This is a genomic window from Bacillus sp. Root920 (assembly GCF_001429445.1).
Classification (GTDB): domain Bacteria; phylum Bacillota; class Bacilli; order Bacillales; family Bacillaceae; genus Bacillus; species Bacillus safensis.
On the sequence record NZ_LMJV01000007.1, the window covers coordinates 232879 to 247828 of the forward strand.

17 protein-coding genes, 1 pseudogene and 1 riboswitch are annotated in these 14950 nt (G+C 41.2%); of the genes and pseudogenes, 2 read left to right on the top strand and 16 right to left on the bottom strand.

Going from position 1 to position 14950, the window contains the following annotated elements; translation table 11 throughout:
* Positions 1–82: 82 nt before the first annotated feature.
* The 12 genes from ASE42_RS12445 to ASE42_RS12500 form a co-directional block, all read right to left on the bottom strand.
* Positions 83–1864 (bottom strand): ATP-binding protein, encoded by a 1782-nt coding sequence (locus ASE42_RS12445; protein WP_034623436.1) that lies wholly within the window; start codon positions 1862–1864, stop codon positions 83–85.
* On the bottom strand, positions 1861–2583 hold the full coding sequence (locus tag ASE42_RS12450) for a response regulator transcription factor (protein WP_003215596.1): 723 nt from the start codon (positions 2581–2583) through the stop codon (positions 1861–1863). The genes ASE42_RS12445 and ASE42_RS12450 overlap by 4 nt, the downstream gene beginning before the upstream one ends.
* Positions 2584–2668: 85 nt before the next feature.
* Positions 2669–3847 carry a c-type cytochrome biogenesis protein CcsB gene (ccsB, locus tag ASE42_RS12455; RefSeq protein ID WP_024428071.1) on the bottom strand — a complete coding sequence of 393 codons (1179 nt, stop codon included), beginning with the start codon at positions 3845–3847 and terminating at the stop codon, positions 2669–2671.
* A complete protein-coding gene (locus ASE42_RS12460) occupies positions 3831–5510 on the bottom strand; it encodes a cytochrome c biogenesis protein ResB (RefSeq protein WP_024422840.1) in 1680 nt (559 codons plus the stop codon). The genes ccsB and ASE42_RS12460 overlap by 17 nt, the downstream gene beginning before the upstream one ends.
* 1 nt (position 5511) lies before the next feature.
* The gene (gene resA / locus ASE42_RS12465; protein ID WP_024422841.1) at positions 5512–6042 is read right to left on the bottom strand and encodes a thiol-disulfide oxidoreductase ResA; all 531 of its coding nucleotides are present in this window, start codon (positions 6040–6042) and stop codon (positions 5512–5514) included.
* A gap of 90 nt (positions 6043–6132) precedes the next feature.
* Positions 6133–6867, bottom strand: a complete 735-nt coding sequence (gene rluB, locus ASE42_RS12470) for a 23S rRNA pseudouridine(2605) synthase RluB (protein ID WP_024422842.1) — start codon at positions 6865–6867, stop codon at positions 6133–6135.
* A 135-nt stretch (positions 6868–7002) separates the two neighbouring features.
* Positions 7003–7539, bottom strand: a complete 537-nt coding sequence (locus ASE42_RS12475) for a spore maturation protein (protein ID WP_024422843.1) — start codon at positions 7537–7539, stop codon at positions 7003–7005.
* Positions 7540–7543: 4 nt separating this feature from the next.
* The gene (locus ASE42_RS12480; RefSeq protein WP_056767181.1) at positions 7544–8131 is read right to left on the bottom strand and encodes a nucleoside recognition domain-containing protein; all 588 of its coding nucleotides are present in this window, start codon (positions 8129–8131) and stop codon (positions 7544–7546) included.
* Positions 8119–9270 (bottom strand): D-alanyl-D-alanine carboxypeptidase family protein, encoded by a 1152-nt coding sequence (locus tag ASE42_RS12485; protein WP_039179629.1) that lies wholly within the window; start codon positions 9268–9270, stop codon positions 8119–8121. Before ASE42_RS12485 ends, ASE42_RS12480 begins: the two co-directional genes overlap by 13 nt.
* Before the next feature lie 113 nt (positions 9271–9383).
* Complete coding sequence (locus ASE42_RS12490; protein WP_024422846.1) at positions 9384–9863, bottom strand: YpuI family protein; 480 nt, start codon at positions 9861–9863, stop codon at positions 9384–9386.
* Positions 9864–9976: 113 nt separating this feature from the next.
* On the bottom strand, positions 9977–10570 hold the full coding sequence (gene scpB / locus ASE42_RS12495; protein WP_056767184.1) for an SMC-Scp complex subunit ScpB: 594 nt from the start codon (positions 10568–10570) through the stop codon (positions 9977–9979).
* Positions 10560–11318, bottom strand: a complete 759-nt coding sequence (locus tag ASE42_RS12500) for a segregation/condensation protein A (protein ID WP_024422848.1) — start codon at positions 11316–11318, stop codon at positions 10560–10562. Before ASE42_RS12500 ends, scpB begins: the two co-directional genes overlap by 11 nt.
* A 209-nt stretch (positions 11319–11527) precedes the next feature.
* Here ASE42_RS12500 and ASE42_RS18725 point away from each other — a divergent pair, with 209 nt between their 5' ends.
* Entirely contained in the window at positions 11528–11620 is a 93-nt protein-coding gene (locus ASE42_RS18725; protein ID WP_012010430.1) for a YjcZ family sporulation protein, read from the top strand.
* Between the two features lie 90 nt (positions 11621–11710).
* Entirely contained in the window at positions 11711–12235 is a 525-nt protein-coding gene (locus ASE42_RS12505; RefSeq protein ID WP_056767187.1) for a DUF309 domain-containing protein, read from the top strand.
* Positions 12236–12259: 24 nt separating this feature from the next.
* On the opposite strand, the gene ASE42_RS12510 is transcribed toward ASE42_RS12505, so the two are convergent.
* The 4 genes and pseudogenes from ASE42_RS12510 to ribE (ASE42_RS12525) all read right to left on the bottom strand — a co-directional run bounded on the left by ASE42_RS12510 (position 12260) and on the right by ribE (ASE42_RS12525) (position 14506).
* Positions 12260–12613 carry a GNAT family N-acetyltransferase gene (locus tag ASE42_RS12510; RefSeq protein ID WP_024422850.1) on the bottom strand — a complete coding sequence of 118 codons (354 nt, stop codon included), beginning with the start codon at positions 12611–12613 and terminating at the stop codon, positions 12260–12262.
* 113 nt (positions 12614–12726) lie between these two features.
* Positions 12727–13191, bottom strand: coding sequence for a 6,7-dimethyl-8-ribityllumazine synthase (gene ribE / locus ASE42_RS12515; RefSeq protein ID WP_029706184.1), 465 nt, complete (start codon positions 13189–13191; stop codon positions 12727–12729).
* 47 nt (positions 13192–13238) lie between these two features.
* Positions 13239–13844, bottom strand: a pseudogene (ribB, locus tag ASE42_RS12520) (3,4-dihydroxy-2-butanone-4-phosphate synthase); the annotation flags it as partial.
* An 11-nt stretch (positions 13845–13855) separates the two neighbouring features.
* On the bottom strand, positions 13856–14506 hold the full coding sequence (gene ribE / locus ASE42_RS12525; protein WP_056767189.1) for a riboflavin synthase: 651 nt from the start codon (positions 14504–14506) through the stop codon (positions 13856–13858).
* A gap of 253 nt (positions 14507–14759) precedes the next feature.
* Positions 14760–14901, bottom strand: a riboswitch (FMN riboswitch).
* Positions 14902–14950: the final 49 nt, after the last annotated feature.

Below are 14950 nucleotides of genomic sequence, written 5' to 3' on the forward strand. Positions count from 1 at the left end.
TTAAAAATTTGAAAATAGAAAAAACACTTCATTTTCTTTACGAAAAGAAGTGTTTCTCATGTAACAAGATTCTTCGTCAAGATTAGACGAGTTCCTGCTTTTTTCTCGGAATATAGAATGTGAAGTGTGTACCTGCACCCGCTTTGCTATGAGCATGTATAGAGCCTTGATGTGCCTCGACGATGTTCTTCACAATCGCAAGGCCAAGTCCAGTACCAGAACGTCCTCTTGTCCTTGCTTTATCGGCTTTATAGAAGCGTTCGAAAATAAAGGGCAGATCCTCTTCGGGAATTCCGCTCCCCGAATCTTTTACATCCATTTTCAGTCCGTTCTCCACCGATTGAACCGAGAAGTGAACCTCGCCGCCCTCTGGTGTATGACGAATGGCATTATCAATGAGATTCGTAAACACTTGCTCAATCTTATCTGGATCGAATACAAAGTTCGGTTCATCGACTTGAATATCATACGTAAGGTCGATTTGTTTTTCTTTCGCAATCCCGAGAAACTTGCGGTAGATCTTCTCTGTCAGCTCTTCCGTATCTGTTGATTCAAGATTAAGTGTAATATGACCTGCTTCCATTCTCGCTAGATCTAGAAGGTCATTCACAAGACGTCCCATTCGCAGTGATTCATCATAGATAATTTGCGCAATCTCTTTCTTTTCCTCTTCTGATCCTGCAATATCATCTACAATTGCCTCACTGTACCCTTGCAGCATGGCAATTGGTGTACGAAGTTCATGACTGACATTGGCAATGAAATCTTTTCTCAGCTTATCAAGTCTTCGTTCCTCCGTCATATCACGAAGGACTGCAACTGCTCCCCTGACATCCTGCTGATTATACAGCGGAGACATGAGAAGAACCCAGGTACGCCCTTGCAGCGTAACTTCGATCATTTGCTCTTTTTCTGTACTGACAGCTGTATGAAATAGCTCGCGCGCTTCTGGCGGCAGTTCATCTCCATCTTTGATCTTCATATTTTGCTCATAATACCATGCCTGTAAAAATCGTTCTGCTGGAGGATTTGTCATCAAGATCGTTCCATCAATATTGATGGTGATGACGCCATCAGCCATACTGCTTAAAATATTAGATAAATGTTCTTTTTCTTGATTTAAGGCTGTGATATGGAATTTAAGCTGCTTCCCCATTTGATTAAAGGCGATCGCCAGTTCTCCAATTTCATCTTGCGTTAAAATAGGAATCTTTGTATCAAATTTCCCTTTCGCCAAATCTTGTGCACCCTCTCTCATCTTTCTGAGAGGATAGGTGACACGTGTTGACAAGAAGAAAGCGAATATAGTGGTCAGTACAATCGCAATTCCGGCGGCTAAAAAGATGTAGCGTGTCGTATGTTTCGTTGTTTGTTCTACAGCGAGGAGTGACTGAGAAAGAAAGACCATGCCTTTTTTTCCGTTCGCCTCATATGGAACACCGACTACAATCCGTTCATCTTTTTGATTGCCTGCATCAGGTTCTGCACGTTTACTGATTTTTTTACGATCTTTCAGTGCTTGATTTAAATCGCTGTCTGCTTCAATTTGTTTCTTTGTAATCGCAGGAAGCTTCCCGTCTTTTTCAGACGAATACCACTCTAGCCCGTCCTCTTGGATGATCGCAATACTTGTCAATTTGTCAGCGAGCTCTGATGTAATCGACCTTGCAAGCGATTGATCCTCATGGCTTTCTAAAATGACCGCTACTTTGTTTGCCATTTGTGTTAAATCAGATTTTGCTTCTTCTACATGATAATTTTCAATGAACTCTAAAAGAAGCACAGTTAAAATAGATAAAACGATCAGGACGAGGAAAAGAATGGTTAACCATAGCTTTCCTACAACACTTTTCCACAGTTTCATTCAGCGCCGACCTCAAATTTGTACCCGACACCCCATACAGTTACGATTTTTTTCGCTGCTTCTGGTGACACTTTATTCAGTTTTTCACGAAGTCGTTTGACATGCGTATCAACTGTTCGTAAGTCTCCAAAGAATTCATATTGCCATACTTCTTTTAGCAGCTTTTCTCTGTCATAGACCTTATCTGGTGTTTTTGCAAGGAAATATAAAAGCTCATATTCCTTCGGCGTGAGGCTGACTTCTTTGCCATCAGCCGTCACTCTATGTGCATCATGGTCAATAGAAAGATGAGAAAACACAAGAACATCCTTTGTTGTTGTCCCAGTATTCAAATAAGACGTTTGAGACGATCTTCTGAGCAATGCCTTTACACGTAAAACCACTTCACGCGGGCTGAAAGGTTTGACAATGTAGTCATCCGTTCCTGCCTCAAATCCTTGAACGCGGTTGGCTTCTTCTCCTTTTGCCGTCAGCATAATGATTGGAGTCGCTTTTTTGTCTCGAATTTGATTACACACTTCGATTCCATCTGTACCAGGCATCATTAAATCGAGCAAAATGAGGTCGTAATCGGTTTGAAGCCCTTTTTGAATCGCCTCATCTCCATTTTCCGCTTCATCGATTTCATAATTCTCACGTTCTAAATACATTTTTAAAAGGCGGCGAATTCTTGCCTCATCATCTACGACTAATATTTTCGTTTGAGTTGTGTGTTCCATTAGACAGTCCTCCTGCTTTCTCCGTTGTTACATTCATTTTAACAAAAAGCCGAATTGAATCATAAAAGTTGGCTTTTCCTTGTGATTATGCGTAAGAATGAAGCCCCGCAATGACAAGGTTGACAAAGATGAGATTAAACATAATAATGGCGAAGCCGATCACAGCAAGCCATGCGGACTTTTCACCATGCCAGCCCCGCGACAAGCGAAGATGAAGATAGGCAGCATAAAAGAGAAACGTAATCAATGCCCATACTTCCTTCGGGTCCCAGCCCCAAAACCTAGTCCATGCAATTTGCGCCCAGATCATGGCAAAAATCAACCCGCCTAACGCAAATACAGGGAAACCAATCGAAACCGCCCTATACCCAATTTCATCAACTAAATCTAAGTTCACCTGTTTCACTAGCGGTTGAAGCAGTGCGCTCAGCCGTTTGCGAATGATCAATCGAATGAGTCCGTATATGATCAGCCCTACGCCAAATGACCATAACACCGTATTGACCTTTCTACCTGAAAAAACAGGCGGCAGCTCGACAAACGGTTCCAAACGATCTTCCGTCACAAGCTCCCCTTTATGAGGTCCGACAAGAGCTGGCAGCTCATAGACCATCTCACTTTTTTCTTTATTTTTATCGATCCAATTAAATGTCGCTTCATATCCTGTCATTCTAAAGATAGACGTAACAGCGATAAATGCAAGTGTGACCACAATCATAAACATGACAAGCTCTAAACCAAACGTCTTCTTCCCTGGCTTTGTTTGATCCACATGCTTTAATAGAAAGATGACACCTGCCACAAAGCTGATGGCTAAAATGGCTTGGCCAAGTGCTGCTGTTGTCACGTGAATATAAAGCCAATTACTTTGAAGTGAAGGAATCAGCGGTGAAATATCTGATGGGAACATACTTGCATAGGCAATAATCAATAAAGCGATTGGAAGTGTGAATAAACCAAGTACAGATACTTGATACACAAAATATAAAATGATGAATGCAAGCACCAGCATCATGCCAAAAGCCGTTGTGAACTCAAACAAATTACTGACTGGTGCATGGCCAGATGCGATCCATCTTGAAATAAAATAGCCCAACTGGCTCAAAAAACCGATGATGGTAAGCGTAATGCCAATGAGTGCCGCCTTATTCCTGCGCGGTCCTTCCTCTTTCTTTTTTCCCTTAATGGCACCACCAAAAAAAGGAACTGCCGCTAAATAAAATAGAAAAGCTGCAAATAACAGATTTTCACTGACTGCCGCCATCTAATCCTTCCCCCTTGCTTTTGCTGATACTTGTTGTATCAGGCAGTTCTTTTTGATCAACTGGCTGTTTGATGCCACTGCCGTTCAGTAACACTCCAATATCGGACTTTAAGCCGAACCAGTTTTTGTTTGTATGTCCTGCCACCAATACTTTTCCATCCTTTGCCGACAGCCAGATTCTTCTATGCTGCCAATACATCCCCTGCACGACACCAATCATGAAGATGATTCCGCCTACTATGAGCACGCCAAGTGTTAAATCCTTTCTAACTGTTAACCCTGTAACGTTTTTCGTTTCAACCCGATCAAACTTCATTTTATATAGATTGTTATCAGAACCCTCTACTGTCTCTTGAATGGCGACAAAGCTTTTTTCACCTTTAGGTTTTTCAGGAGAAATCATTTCAAACACGAAAGCAGGATTATTCGGATTCCTTGTTTTCGTACTCGGCGTTCCATCATCGTCAAAATAAAAATCAGGCAGATAGCTCATCACCTTGACTTTGTAACCGCTACCAAGATCATATTCTGACTTAGGCTCCAGCAGATTAATCTTCACTGTACCGAAAGATTTTTCTGTATCTTTACGAATCAGCTGAAAGACCATTTGATCGAGTTCATTTTGCTTAAAATCTACTTGATATAATGAGAAATTGTCAAACTTGAGCGGTTCATTCACTTTGATATCGTGTTCTGTTACCTGCTTCAGCTTGGGCTTTTCACCAAATACAACTTCTCCTTCACGTTTGTATAAAATAGCATCCGTTTTATAGCTTTTCACCACTTGACCGTCGCCAGCTTTTTCAATGGCATTCTCAAACACTTCTTTTTCATTTCCAGTTTCATAGCGATCAATTGAAAACGCATTATTTTTCAAAAAGTATTGACCATCCGTACCTGGAATTGGTGCAGTTTCCCCTTCTCTGACCCAAAGCGTTTCATCCACGTACATGCCCGGGACAAACCGGAGCATCGCTCCAATGAGAAAGATGATTAGTCCAATGTGATTGACGTAAGGTCCCCAGCGTGAAAAACGTCCTTTTTCGGCTAAAATATGCCCATTTTCTTCTCGCACACGGTAACGCTTTTGTTTCATTGCTCTTATGATGCCTTCATATGTATGCTGATCTAATGTTTTGTCTGTCTCGCTAAACAGACGCTGTCTTCTCATAAAGCCTTCTTTTTTGATAACCCCTTGGTTTTTGAGTGCTCGATAAAGAGGAATAACGCGGTCGAGACTGCAAATGACAAGGGAGATTCCGATTGATGCGACAAGAGCTAAAAACCACCAAGAATTATAAAGATCATGAAATCCAAGTGTGTAATACAGCTTGCCAAACGATCCATATTGCTCTTCATAATACGTGGAAGCAGATGCACCTGGCGGAATAAATCGCTCCTGCGGAAAAATCGTTCCAAGCGAAGAAGCGAGCAGTGTAATGACAATCAGCCACACACCCACTTTAACGGAAGAAAAAAAGTTCCATACTTTATCAACAATCGTTTTGTTGTATGTTTGCGAGCGTCTTGCACTGCCGTCATATCTCATATCAAGCAGCTTTGAAGAGTTTTTCTCTTTAGCCGCAATGGGATTCCCGCATGATTCACATAGAACAGTACCGATTGGATTAATATGTCCACACTCGCACTTTACCTCTTTCATTCTATGACCCCTTTGGTTTAATCAAATTCATATATTCATAGACATTACGTTCTGTCATCGTTCCCTTTATGACTTTGATTACCTTGCCTTCAGGACTGATTAAAAATGTGGTTGGCAGCGGCGTAATATCATATGCCTCTGTCACTTGACGATCTTTGTCCATGGCAACAGGAAAATTCACGCCATAGGACTCCATAAAATTTTTCACGGCAATCTTGGATTCCGCAACATTGACTGCAACAATTTCCACACCGCGATCCTTGAACACTTCATATTGATTCGCCATATAAGGAAATTCCTGTTTACACGGACCACACCATGTACCCCAAAAATTAAGAAAGACACCTTTGCCTTTTAAGTCCTTTAACTCAATCCGATCCCCATCGACAGATTGAAGGACAAAGTTTGGCGCAATAGATCCTTCTTTGACTCGATCCTGTTTGGCAAATACTGAGTTATACATTGTATAACATAGTGCAGCAAGCATCACGAGGAGAATGCCCGTCCGTATGAAAAACCGTCTTTTTTTCATCTGAAGTACCCCTTCCCCATAGACATTCAGGTAAATTATAGCATTCTCCTTCTTTTGATGCTTCTTCATTTTTTGAAGTTTATGTGAAAATTAAAAAGCGCTTTTCCCATGATCGGCAATTGCTCTCAGGCGCTTTACTTCATGCGGAGACAATTCTCTGCGGTCTCCTGGTCTCATACCTTCAATATGAAGGAACGAATACTGCTCCCTTTTTAGCTTTAACACATCATGTCCAATCGCTTCAAACATGCGGCGCACCTGTCTGTTTCTGCCTTCGTGAATGGTTAATTGAACAATACAAGTTTGTTTTCGTTTATCAATAGAAAGCATTTTCGCACGAGCAGGTGCTGTTTTTTTATGATCTAACATGATCCCTTTTTCTAGCTTTCTAAGCAGTTCCTTTGATGGAATGCCTTTTAGCTTCGCTGCATACGTTTTATCAATTTCGTATTTCGGGTGCATGAGCTTATGGGCAAATTCCCCATCATTTGTAATCAAAATCAAACCGCTCGTATCATAATCTAACCGCCCGATTGGATAAAGGCGCTGCGGGACATCATCAAAGAAATCTGTGACGACCTTGCGTCCTTTATCATCCTCGGCAGCCGAAATGACGCCGCGCGGTTTATAAAGCATAAAGTAAACCGGTTCTTCTCTTTCAAGCTTTAATCCATTGACTTCAATTTTATCTGAAGAGCCCACCTTCACTCCGAGCTCTGTCACTGTTTGACCATTAACGGTAACTCGTCCTTCTTTAATTAATTCTTCAGCCTTTCGTCTTGAAGCGACGCCGGCATGTGCAATTACTTTCTGTAAACGTTCCATTTGTCTTTCACCTCATGTACTATCTTACTTGCTTGACTTAAAACAAACAAGCATTCGTGGAAAATTAAGCGTTTCGTCTGTCTAATTTCAGCTAAAAAGCGATTTTCCATCCATGAAATACAAAAAAGCGCCTGATTAGGCGCCGCTAAATAACAAACTGACGATAATCACAGAGGCAATGACACCAATGAGATCTGCTAGCAAACCTACTTTCAGCGCATCTCCCATTTTTTTAATCCCGACTGCTCCAAAATAGACCGTTAAAATGTAAAGGGTGGTGTCTGTTGACCCTTGCATGACAGCTGCAAGCTGGCCAATAAAAGAATCTGGGCCGTACGTCGCTATTAAGTCAGATGTCATTCCGAGTGCAGCCGTTCCTGATATCGGGCGAATAAACGCAAGCGGCACGACTTCTGGCGGGAAACCAATCGCTGTAAAGACTGGTTTTAATAGTCCCATAACAAAATCAAGCGCACCTGATGCACGAAATATCGTAATGGCTACAAGCATACCGACTAAATAGGGAATGATTGAAAAGGCAATTTGAATGCCCTCTTTTCCTCCCTCCACAAATGTTTCATAGGTTGGTACCTTTTTAATGGTTCCAGCAATCAAAATTCCTGCGATGATCAGTGGAATCAAAGCAAGTGACAGCCAGTTAATAAATGCCACAAGATCACCCCCGCCTGCTTCTGCGATAGTGGAAATAACGATCGATGATAATTGCACCGATTCCTGAAATGAGTGTTGCTAAAATGGTTGGCCCTACAATGTCTGTTGGCTGATCTGCCCCATAGGTCATTCTTATTGCAATGATGGTTGTTGGGACAAGTGTGATAGAGGATGTGTTGACCGCTAGAAATGTAATCATAGACCGGCTTGCCTCATTTTTTCCGCCGTTTAATGCTTTCATCTGCTCCATCGCCTTAATTCCAAGAGGTGTAGCGGCATTCCCGAGACCAAAGAAATTCGCCATGAGATTGGATAAAATATATCCCATCGCAGGATGATTAGGCGGAATATCCGGGAATAGCTTTGAAATAAAGGGCCGGCACAATTTACTAAAGAAATTTAACAGCCCTGCCTCTTCGGCAATCTTCATGAGCCCGAGCCAAAAAACGAGAACACTAATCAAACCAATTGAAATAGTAACCGCTTCTTTTGAGCCTTTAAATACAGCCTCGTTCACTTCCTGCATCGTTCCATTAAACATCGCATAGACAAGACCGATGACAGTGAGAAATACCCAAATTAGATTGACCATGAAGATCCGCCTATAGATGTCTGAAAGACAGACTTAAACATTTCTTGAAAGCTTTTTTGAGGCATGCGGTTTCGTTTATTTTCATAAAAAATCGGTAATTGCTCAATCACCTGTCCATCTAATAAAATCGTCATTTTTCCAACAACATCTGGGATGGCTTCGGCGTTTTTTTTCCATTTCTTTTTAGGGGTGAGCATTTCCGTTTCAATTTTGACAAGTTTTTTCTCATCTTCATTTAAAAAATAGTCCACATCACGCTTGATAAACGCTTTTTTTTCGTAAAAGGTCCCTTTTAACGAAGCAAGCCTTCCTTTTTCAGCAAGCACATACGTTTTATAGTGATCAAATGCATATTCAAACATAGAAATATGATCCTTCCAGTCGTCAGGTGCATTAATGGTCACAGCGATCAGCTGAGCATCACCCTTTGCAGCGGTGGAGACAAGTGTTCGTTTTGCAAGCTTTGTATATCCTGTTTTCCCTCCAGTGGAATATTCGTATAAACCGGTAAGCAGCTTGTTTTTATTTTTCCAATAGCCTTCCATTGTCTTCGCTTTATAGAAAGTTGTACCGGCAATTTTTTGATATTGTTTATGTTTCATCGCGTATTTTGTTAAGATCGCCATGTCATAGGCTGATGAATAATGATTTTTATGATCATCGAGTCCGTGCGGATTTTGAAAATTCGTATTCTCCATTCCTAGTTCAGCTGCCTTTTGATTCATCATAAAGATAAATCCTTCTAAGCTGCCGCCAACATGCTCTGCAATGGCAACAGCTGCATCATTTCCAGAACGCAGCATGAGCCCGTACGTCAAATCTTCTAAGCTCACCTTCTGCCCTTCCTTTAAATAAATGGATGAACCCTCCGCCTGAATCGCACGTTTTGATACTTTGACGGTATCTTTCATTTTTCCTGATTCAATGGCTAATACAGCCGTCATGATTTTTGTAATACTGGCGATTCTTCTTTTTTCGTGCTCGTCCTTTCCAAATAGGACTCTGCCTGACTGTCCATCTATTAAAATGGCGCTTCTTGCACTCACTGATAATGAAATGTCTGCTTTGGCATGTGAGGAAAAAGGCAGTAAGAGTGTAAATAGAAGAAGGACTGCTGTTCCAATTTTTAAATAGGGCATGTTCATTCACGTCCTTGTCCGTTTTGTACAAGTGTATGCTCAGCTGAAAAAGTTATGATGCCTCGTCCATAAAAAAAAGCGCCTCTACATATAGAGGCGCTTCTTCAAATTGCTTATACCATTTTCACTTGCTGATGAGAAGTCGTATATTCCAGCTCTTCTCTCATCGCTAAAAAGTCTTTTTCTAATGAAGAAAATAATTGTTTCATATCAGCGGATACTTCATGGTGAAAAACAATGCTGCTTTTTCCTGTATAGGCCGAACGGCTGTCTTCATACCATGTATCCTTTTTAGGCGTGAAAAATTCTTCAATACATTGATGATAAATACGGTGGAGCATCTGCTGTGCGGCTTGCTGCGGGAATGTCTGCTGCTGGCCCATTTTCCTGCAAACTGCTGCTGCATCCTCGCTGTACACTGCAAGCTTCCGTAATGTACTCAATATGTCACAATAATAGGCTTCCGCTTCGGGGTTTAATCGTTTCAAGCTTGATAAGGTGGTTTCGTTCAGAAAACCATTCATTTCAATTGCAACCTTTGATAAAAAGACGCCTGCTTGATCAACTTGAGCCTTTACATTCATATGTGCCATTTGTTTCGTGTTTACCTTCCCCTCATGGCTTTGTCACCATTTTATCTGTCATCAAAAGATTTTAGACCTAAAATCTTTTTTATATTTTATCATACATTTTTCATTCTTTTGAACTATTTTATGTCTTCAAATGTTTGATTGAAGTTTTCAAAAAATAGATCGGCCTCTTCTTGTACTCCATCTGCTTCTACATTCTCTGGAAGCGGCGGTAATTCATCTAAAGCTTTTAAGCCAAATTGCTCTAAAAAGGTAGGGGTTGTCCCATAAAGAATCGCTCGTCCCGGACCATCGGCACGTCCTACTTCACAGAGCAGCGCTTTGGCTACTAAACTATGAAGTACCCGCTCTGATTTGACTCCTCTGATCTCCTCTACCTCACTGCGTGTAATCGGCTGTTTATAAGAAACAATGGCAAGCACCTCCAGCGCTGCCTGCGACAAACCCTTGGATGGTGTCTCAACTAATTTTTTTAAATACATGCTGTATTCTTTTTTCGTCAGCAGCATATATGAATCTGCATATTCAATGAGCTCAATCCCTCGTTCTTGTTTTTGATATTCTTCCTTTACGGAAGACATAATGTCGAGTAATACCGACTCATCTATTTCAAGAACAGACATGAGCTGTTTTCTTGTTAAGCCTTCGTCACCTGCTGCATACAGCAGCGCTTCTAAGATGGCTTTCCAATTCACGATATCAAGCGTCATGAATCGTTTCACTCCCTATGATATAAATGTCTTCAAAGTTCCCTTCCTGCTCTAGCATGATTTGATGACTTTTCATCAATTCGAGAACAGCAAGAAACGTCACGACAAGGTGTTCCTTTTGATCATGTTGAAATAGAGTCATGAAATTGGTCCGCTTTTTTGTTTTTCTTAAATGGTTCATAATCTCATTCATTTTGTCTTCAATCGGGATTTCTTGTCTTGTAATCTTTGATGGTGCTGGTTTCGTTATTTTCTTTCGATTTAATACCTTTTGGAACGCACCTAACATATCATACACCGTTACGTGTAAATTTGTGTCCTTCGCTTCTGATTCTTTTGCAAATTCGCTTAAATCACTCGGTGGTTTTGTAAAGGCATTTTGCCTTTCTTCTTCGCGTTCCTTTAGTTCTTGTGCTGCATTTTTATACTTGCGGTATTCAATCAATTTGCCAATCAGCTCTTCTCGAGGGTCTTCTTCCTCTTCGAGCAGGTCTTCATCAAACAGCTCTTCCTCTTGTTTCGGAAGAAGCATTCTGCTTTTAATACTCAGGAGGGTTGCAGCCATGACCAAATATTCACTCGCAACATCGAGCTCAAGCTCCCTCATCGTGTGGACATATAATAAATACTGCTCCGTAATTTTAGCGACGGGAATATCATAAATATCAATTTCCAACCGGTTAATTAAATGTAAAAGCAAGTCCAAAGGACCCTCGAACGAATCTATTTTCACCTGATATTCCAGCATCTTTTTCTCACCATTTCTACTGTCTTCTAAGTACCGTTTCACCGGCTAACCTTTAGTATAAGACAGGATAAAGCTCTCGTCCAATATAATTTCGGCCATGATGCCTTAGGCAAATCGAGAAAAACTGTGGATCCGCCCATACCAATAAGGGCATTTATACATAGAATACCATTGTAATCAGAACTGATGAAAAAGGAGGCCGTATCATTATGGGAGATGGCTATAACTTCGGCGGAGGATTCGCGCTAATTGTCGTGCTTTTCATCTTGCTGATCATCGTTGGCGCGGCTTGGGTTTATTAAAGAAACAGAGCGTCCTTTTCACTAAAGGGACGCTCTTTCTTCTTTTCTTTTCGATATGTTAGACTGAGAGTGGAAAAGGAGATGACCGCTGTGTATCCTGAAGCGTACGTGGCTTTTTTACACGAATTTCATTCGACAAGAGATTATTTTGAGTGTCATGAAATTTTAGAGGAATATTGGAAGGAAGATCCCCCAGAGCAGCGCAAAGAATATTGGGTCGGGCTCATTCAGCTCGCTGTTGCCTTGTATCATCAAAGACGGGGAAATGGAAAAGGAGCAAAACGGCTTATTTCTAACAGTCTTCATTTGTTAGAAGCAAACCGTTCAGTATTATCGAATCTCGGTCTAGATGATGAGGCATTTCTGATGCTTCTGAGAACGCTGAAAAAGAAAATGGATGAAGATATGCCCTATGAAAGTGTGATGCTGCCAATCAAAGATGAAGCACTTCTTTCTTTATGCCAAGAAATGGCCCAAAAAGAAGGACTGCTCTTTGGACAGGAAAGCAACTTATCCCATACATTTTTAATCGAAAAACATAGACTCCGTGACCGGACAGAAGTTTTGCTGGAACGAAAAAAGCAGATTGAACGTAAAAAAAGCAGAGGACTGTAGCCTCTGCTTTTACATGTGTGATATTTAATTTGATTCGCTGTGACACTTATGAAAGAAGCCTTGCGTTAATTCATTTGGAATGAGTGTTTTGGTTTTAAATATTTCTTCCACGGCTAAAACCATTTCCTTGCCGATTCCTTGATCACGATGGGATGGATTCACACTAATATGCTCAATTTGTACTTGGTCGTCTGTTTTCAACACACCAATAGCACCTACAATATCCTCGCCATCTTTCCATAGGAACAGCTGCCGATCTTCATCCATTTCATATGACTTCATCGTCTGCTGAAGCTGTTTGACGTCTTTCTCACCCGGCATAAAGGACAGAAGTCCCATGGCAATTTTTTCAAAAGACCTCTTGTAACGAATTAACATATATACCCCTCAATATTCAAATTATCCTAATTTCCAGCAAATGTCTTATGATTCATTTGCTCATCACACATTATAAACATTTTTATACCGTTTTTAAACTCTTTTTCACTAAATTAAGAGAACGTTCGATTGAGATTCGCCATTTCAATAGCAGCTGCAGCCGATTCGCTGCCTTTATTTCCTGCTTTTGTACCAGCTCTTTCAATGGCTTGTTCAATCGATTCTGTTGTGAGTACACCAAAGATAATCGGTACCCCTGTTGACATAGCACTCTGAGCAATTCCTTTAGCAGCTTCATTACAAACATAATCATAGTGAGTCGTTGCGCCTCTGATCACGGTTCCAAGTGTGATGACTGCATCATATTTTTTGGTTTCTGCTAATTTTTTTGCCATGTACGGGATTTCAAAAGCGCCTGGTACCCACACAACATCGATATCATCACCATTTGCTCCGTGTCTTAGTAATGTATCTTCTGCTCCATCTAACAGTTTACTTGTAATAAAATCATTGAATCTCGCTACAACGATTGCAAATTTTAGTCCTTCTGCTACTACATGACCTTGTATTGTATTCATATGTTGATCATCCTTTTTTGTGATTTTTATTTTGTTTCAATAGCGGCTGTTCGATTGTTGTTTAAATATGTCTGTAATGCTTCGATTGTCAGCATCTTTAAATCATGCTGTTTTTGGATCTCCTTTAGTTCAGGGACGCGCGCCATTGATCCATCTGCATTCATAATTTCACATATGACACCCGCTGGCTCTGAGCCTGCCAGTTTAGCAAGATCAACCGCCGCCTCTGTATGACCCGGTCTTTCTAGTACGCCGCCCTCTTTTGCAATAAGCGGAAAAACATGTCCTGGACGGGCAAACTCTTCTGGTTTTGCGTCTTTATTTAACATGGCCAGCATGGTCGTGGAACGCTCAAAAGCACTAATACCAGTCGTCGTTGTCACATGGTCGATGCTTACTGTAAATGCTGTATGGTGTGCATCCGTATTATGTTCAACCATTGGATGCAGATTCAGGTGTTGGGCGATCGACGCATGGACTGGCGTACAAATGAGGCCTCTTCCATGTAATGCCATGAAGTTAATCACCTTAGGTGTGGCATACTCAGCAAGTGCCACAAAGTCTCCTTCATTTTCTCTGTCTTCATCATCCACTACGATAATGATTTCTCCTTGTTTTAGGGCATTTACTGCCTCATCAACGGAATGATACATACAATCGCCTCCTAGAATCCGTGCTCTTTTAGAAATGATGGGGTCAATCGAGATGGCTGTTTTTCGCTCTGCTCTTTTGTTAAAAAACGATAAATGTATTTACCGATCATGTCACACTCTATATTCACGATATCCCCCATAGATTTAGTCGGGAAAATAGTTCCTTCAAGCGTGTGAGGAATAATAGAAACTGTGACATGTGAATCTCGCAAATCGAAAATGGTCAAGCTGACACCATCTATTGCGATCGAACCCTTTTGGGTGAGCATATCTGTGAGGGTTTTGTTCATTTTTAAATCATAGTAAATGGCATTACTCTTCTTTTCTATCCGGGTAATGACAGCCGTTCCATCAACATGGCCTGAGACAAAATGGCCGCCAAATCGTCCATTTGAGGACATGGCTCGCTCTAAATTCACTGGACTGCCTTGTGTCAGCTGATCCAGCGATGTCGCTTTGACCGTCTCTGGCATCACATCTGCCGCGAACTGTTCTTTTGTGAAGCTTGTGACTGTGAGACATACTCCATTAATGGCGATACTGTCTCCGAGTTGAACATCTTCCAGCACACGGCTGCATGTAATGACAATTTCCATGGCATCTGCTGACTTTTTACTTAATGACTGAACGGTGCCAACTTCTTCAATTATCCCCGTAAACATGTGATCCTCCCTTTCGTTTCATTTGTATTTCTCACTTTTAAAAAAAGCGATGTTAGGGACATGTGATCGATTGAGCACCTTCGTCGCTTTTTATGGTCCATACAAGGTAGATGAGGGATCACCTAATAAACACTGCATGCAGTCTATTAACGACAAAATCATACAGAAAGCCCCGGAAAAAATTCCGGGGCTGTGGTTTTTTTGCATCAGAAATAAGACTATGATCAACAAATATTTTTCGTTCATAGCTTTCTTTATCCTTCTCCCATCCAGACTTTCACTGTCGGCTTCAGCTTTTCACTGAATCAACCGTTAATAAATTAACGGGTCACGGGCTGTAAAGCATTTGCTTTATTACCGTCGGTCGGGATTTTCACCCTGCCCCGAAGGATACAATCGATATTTAGCTGTCCTTAGGGGCTATTATAGCGATCCTTGTTGTCA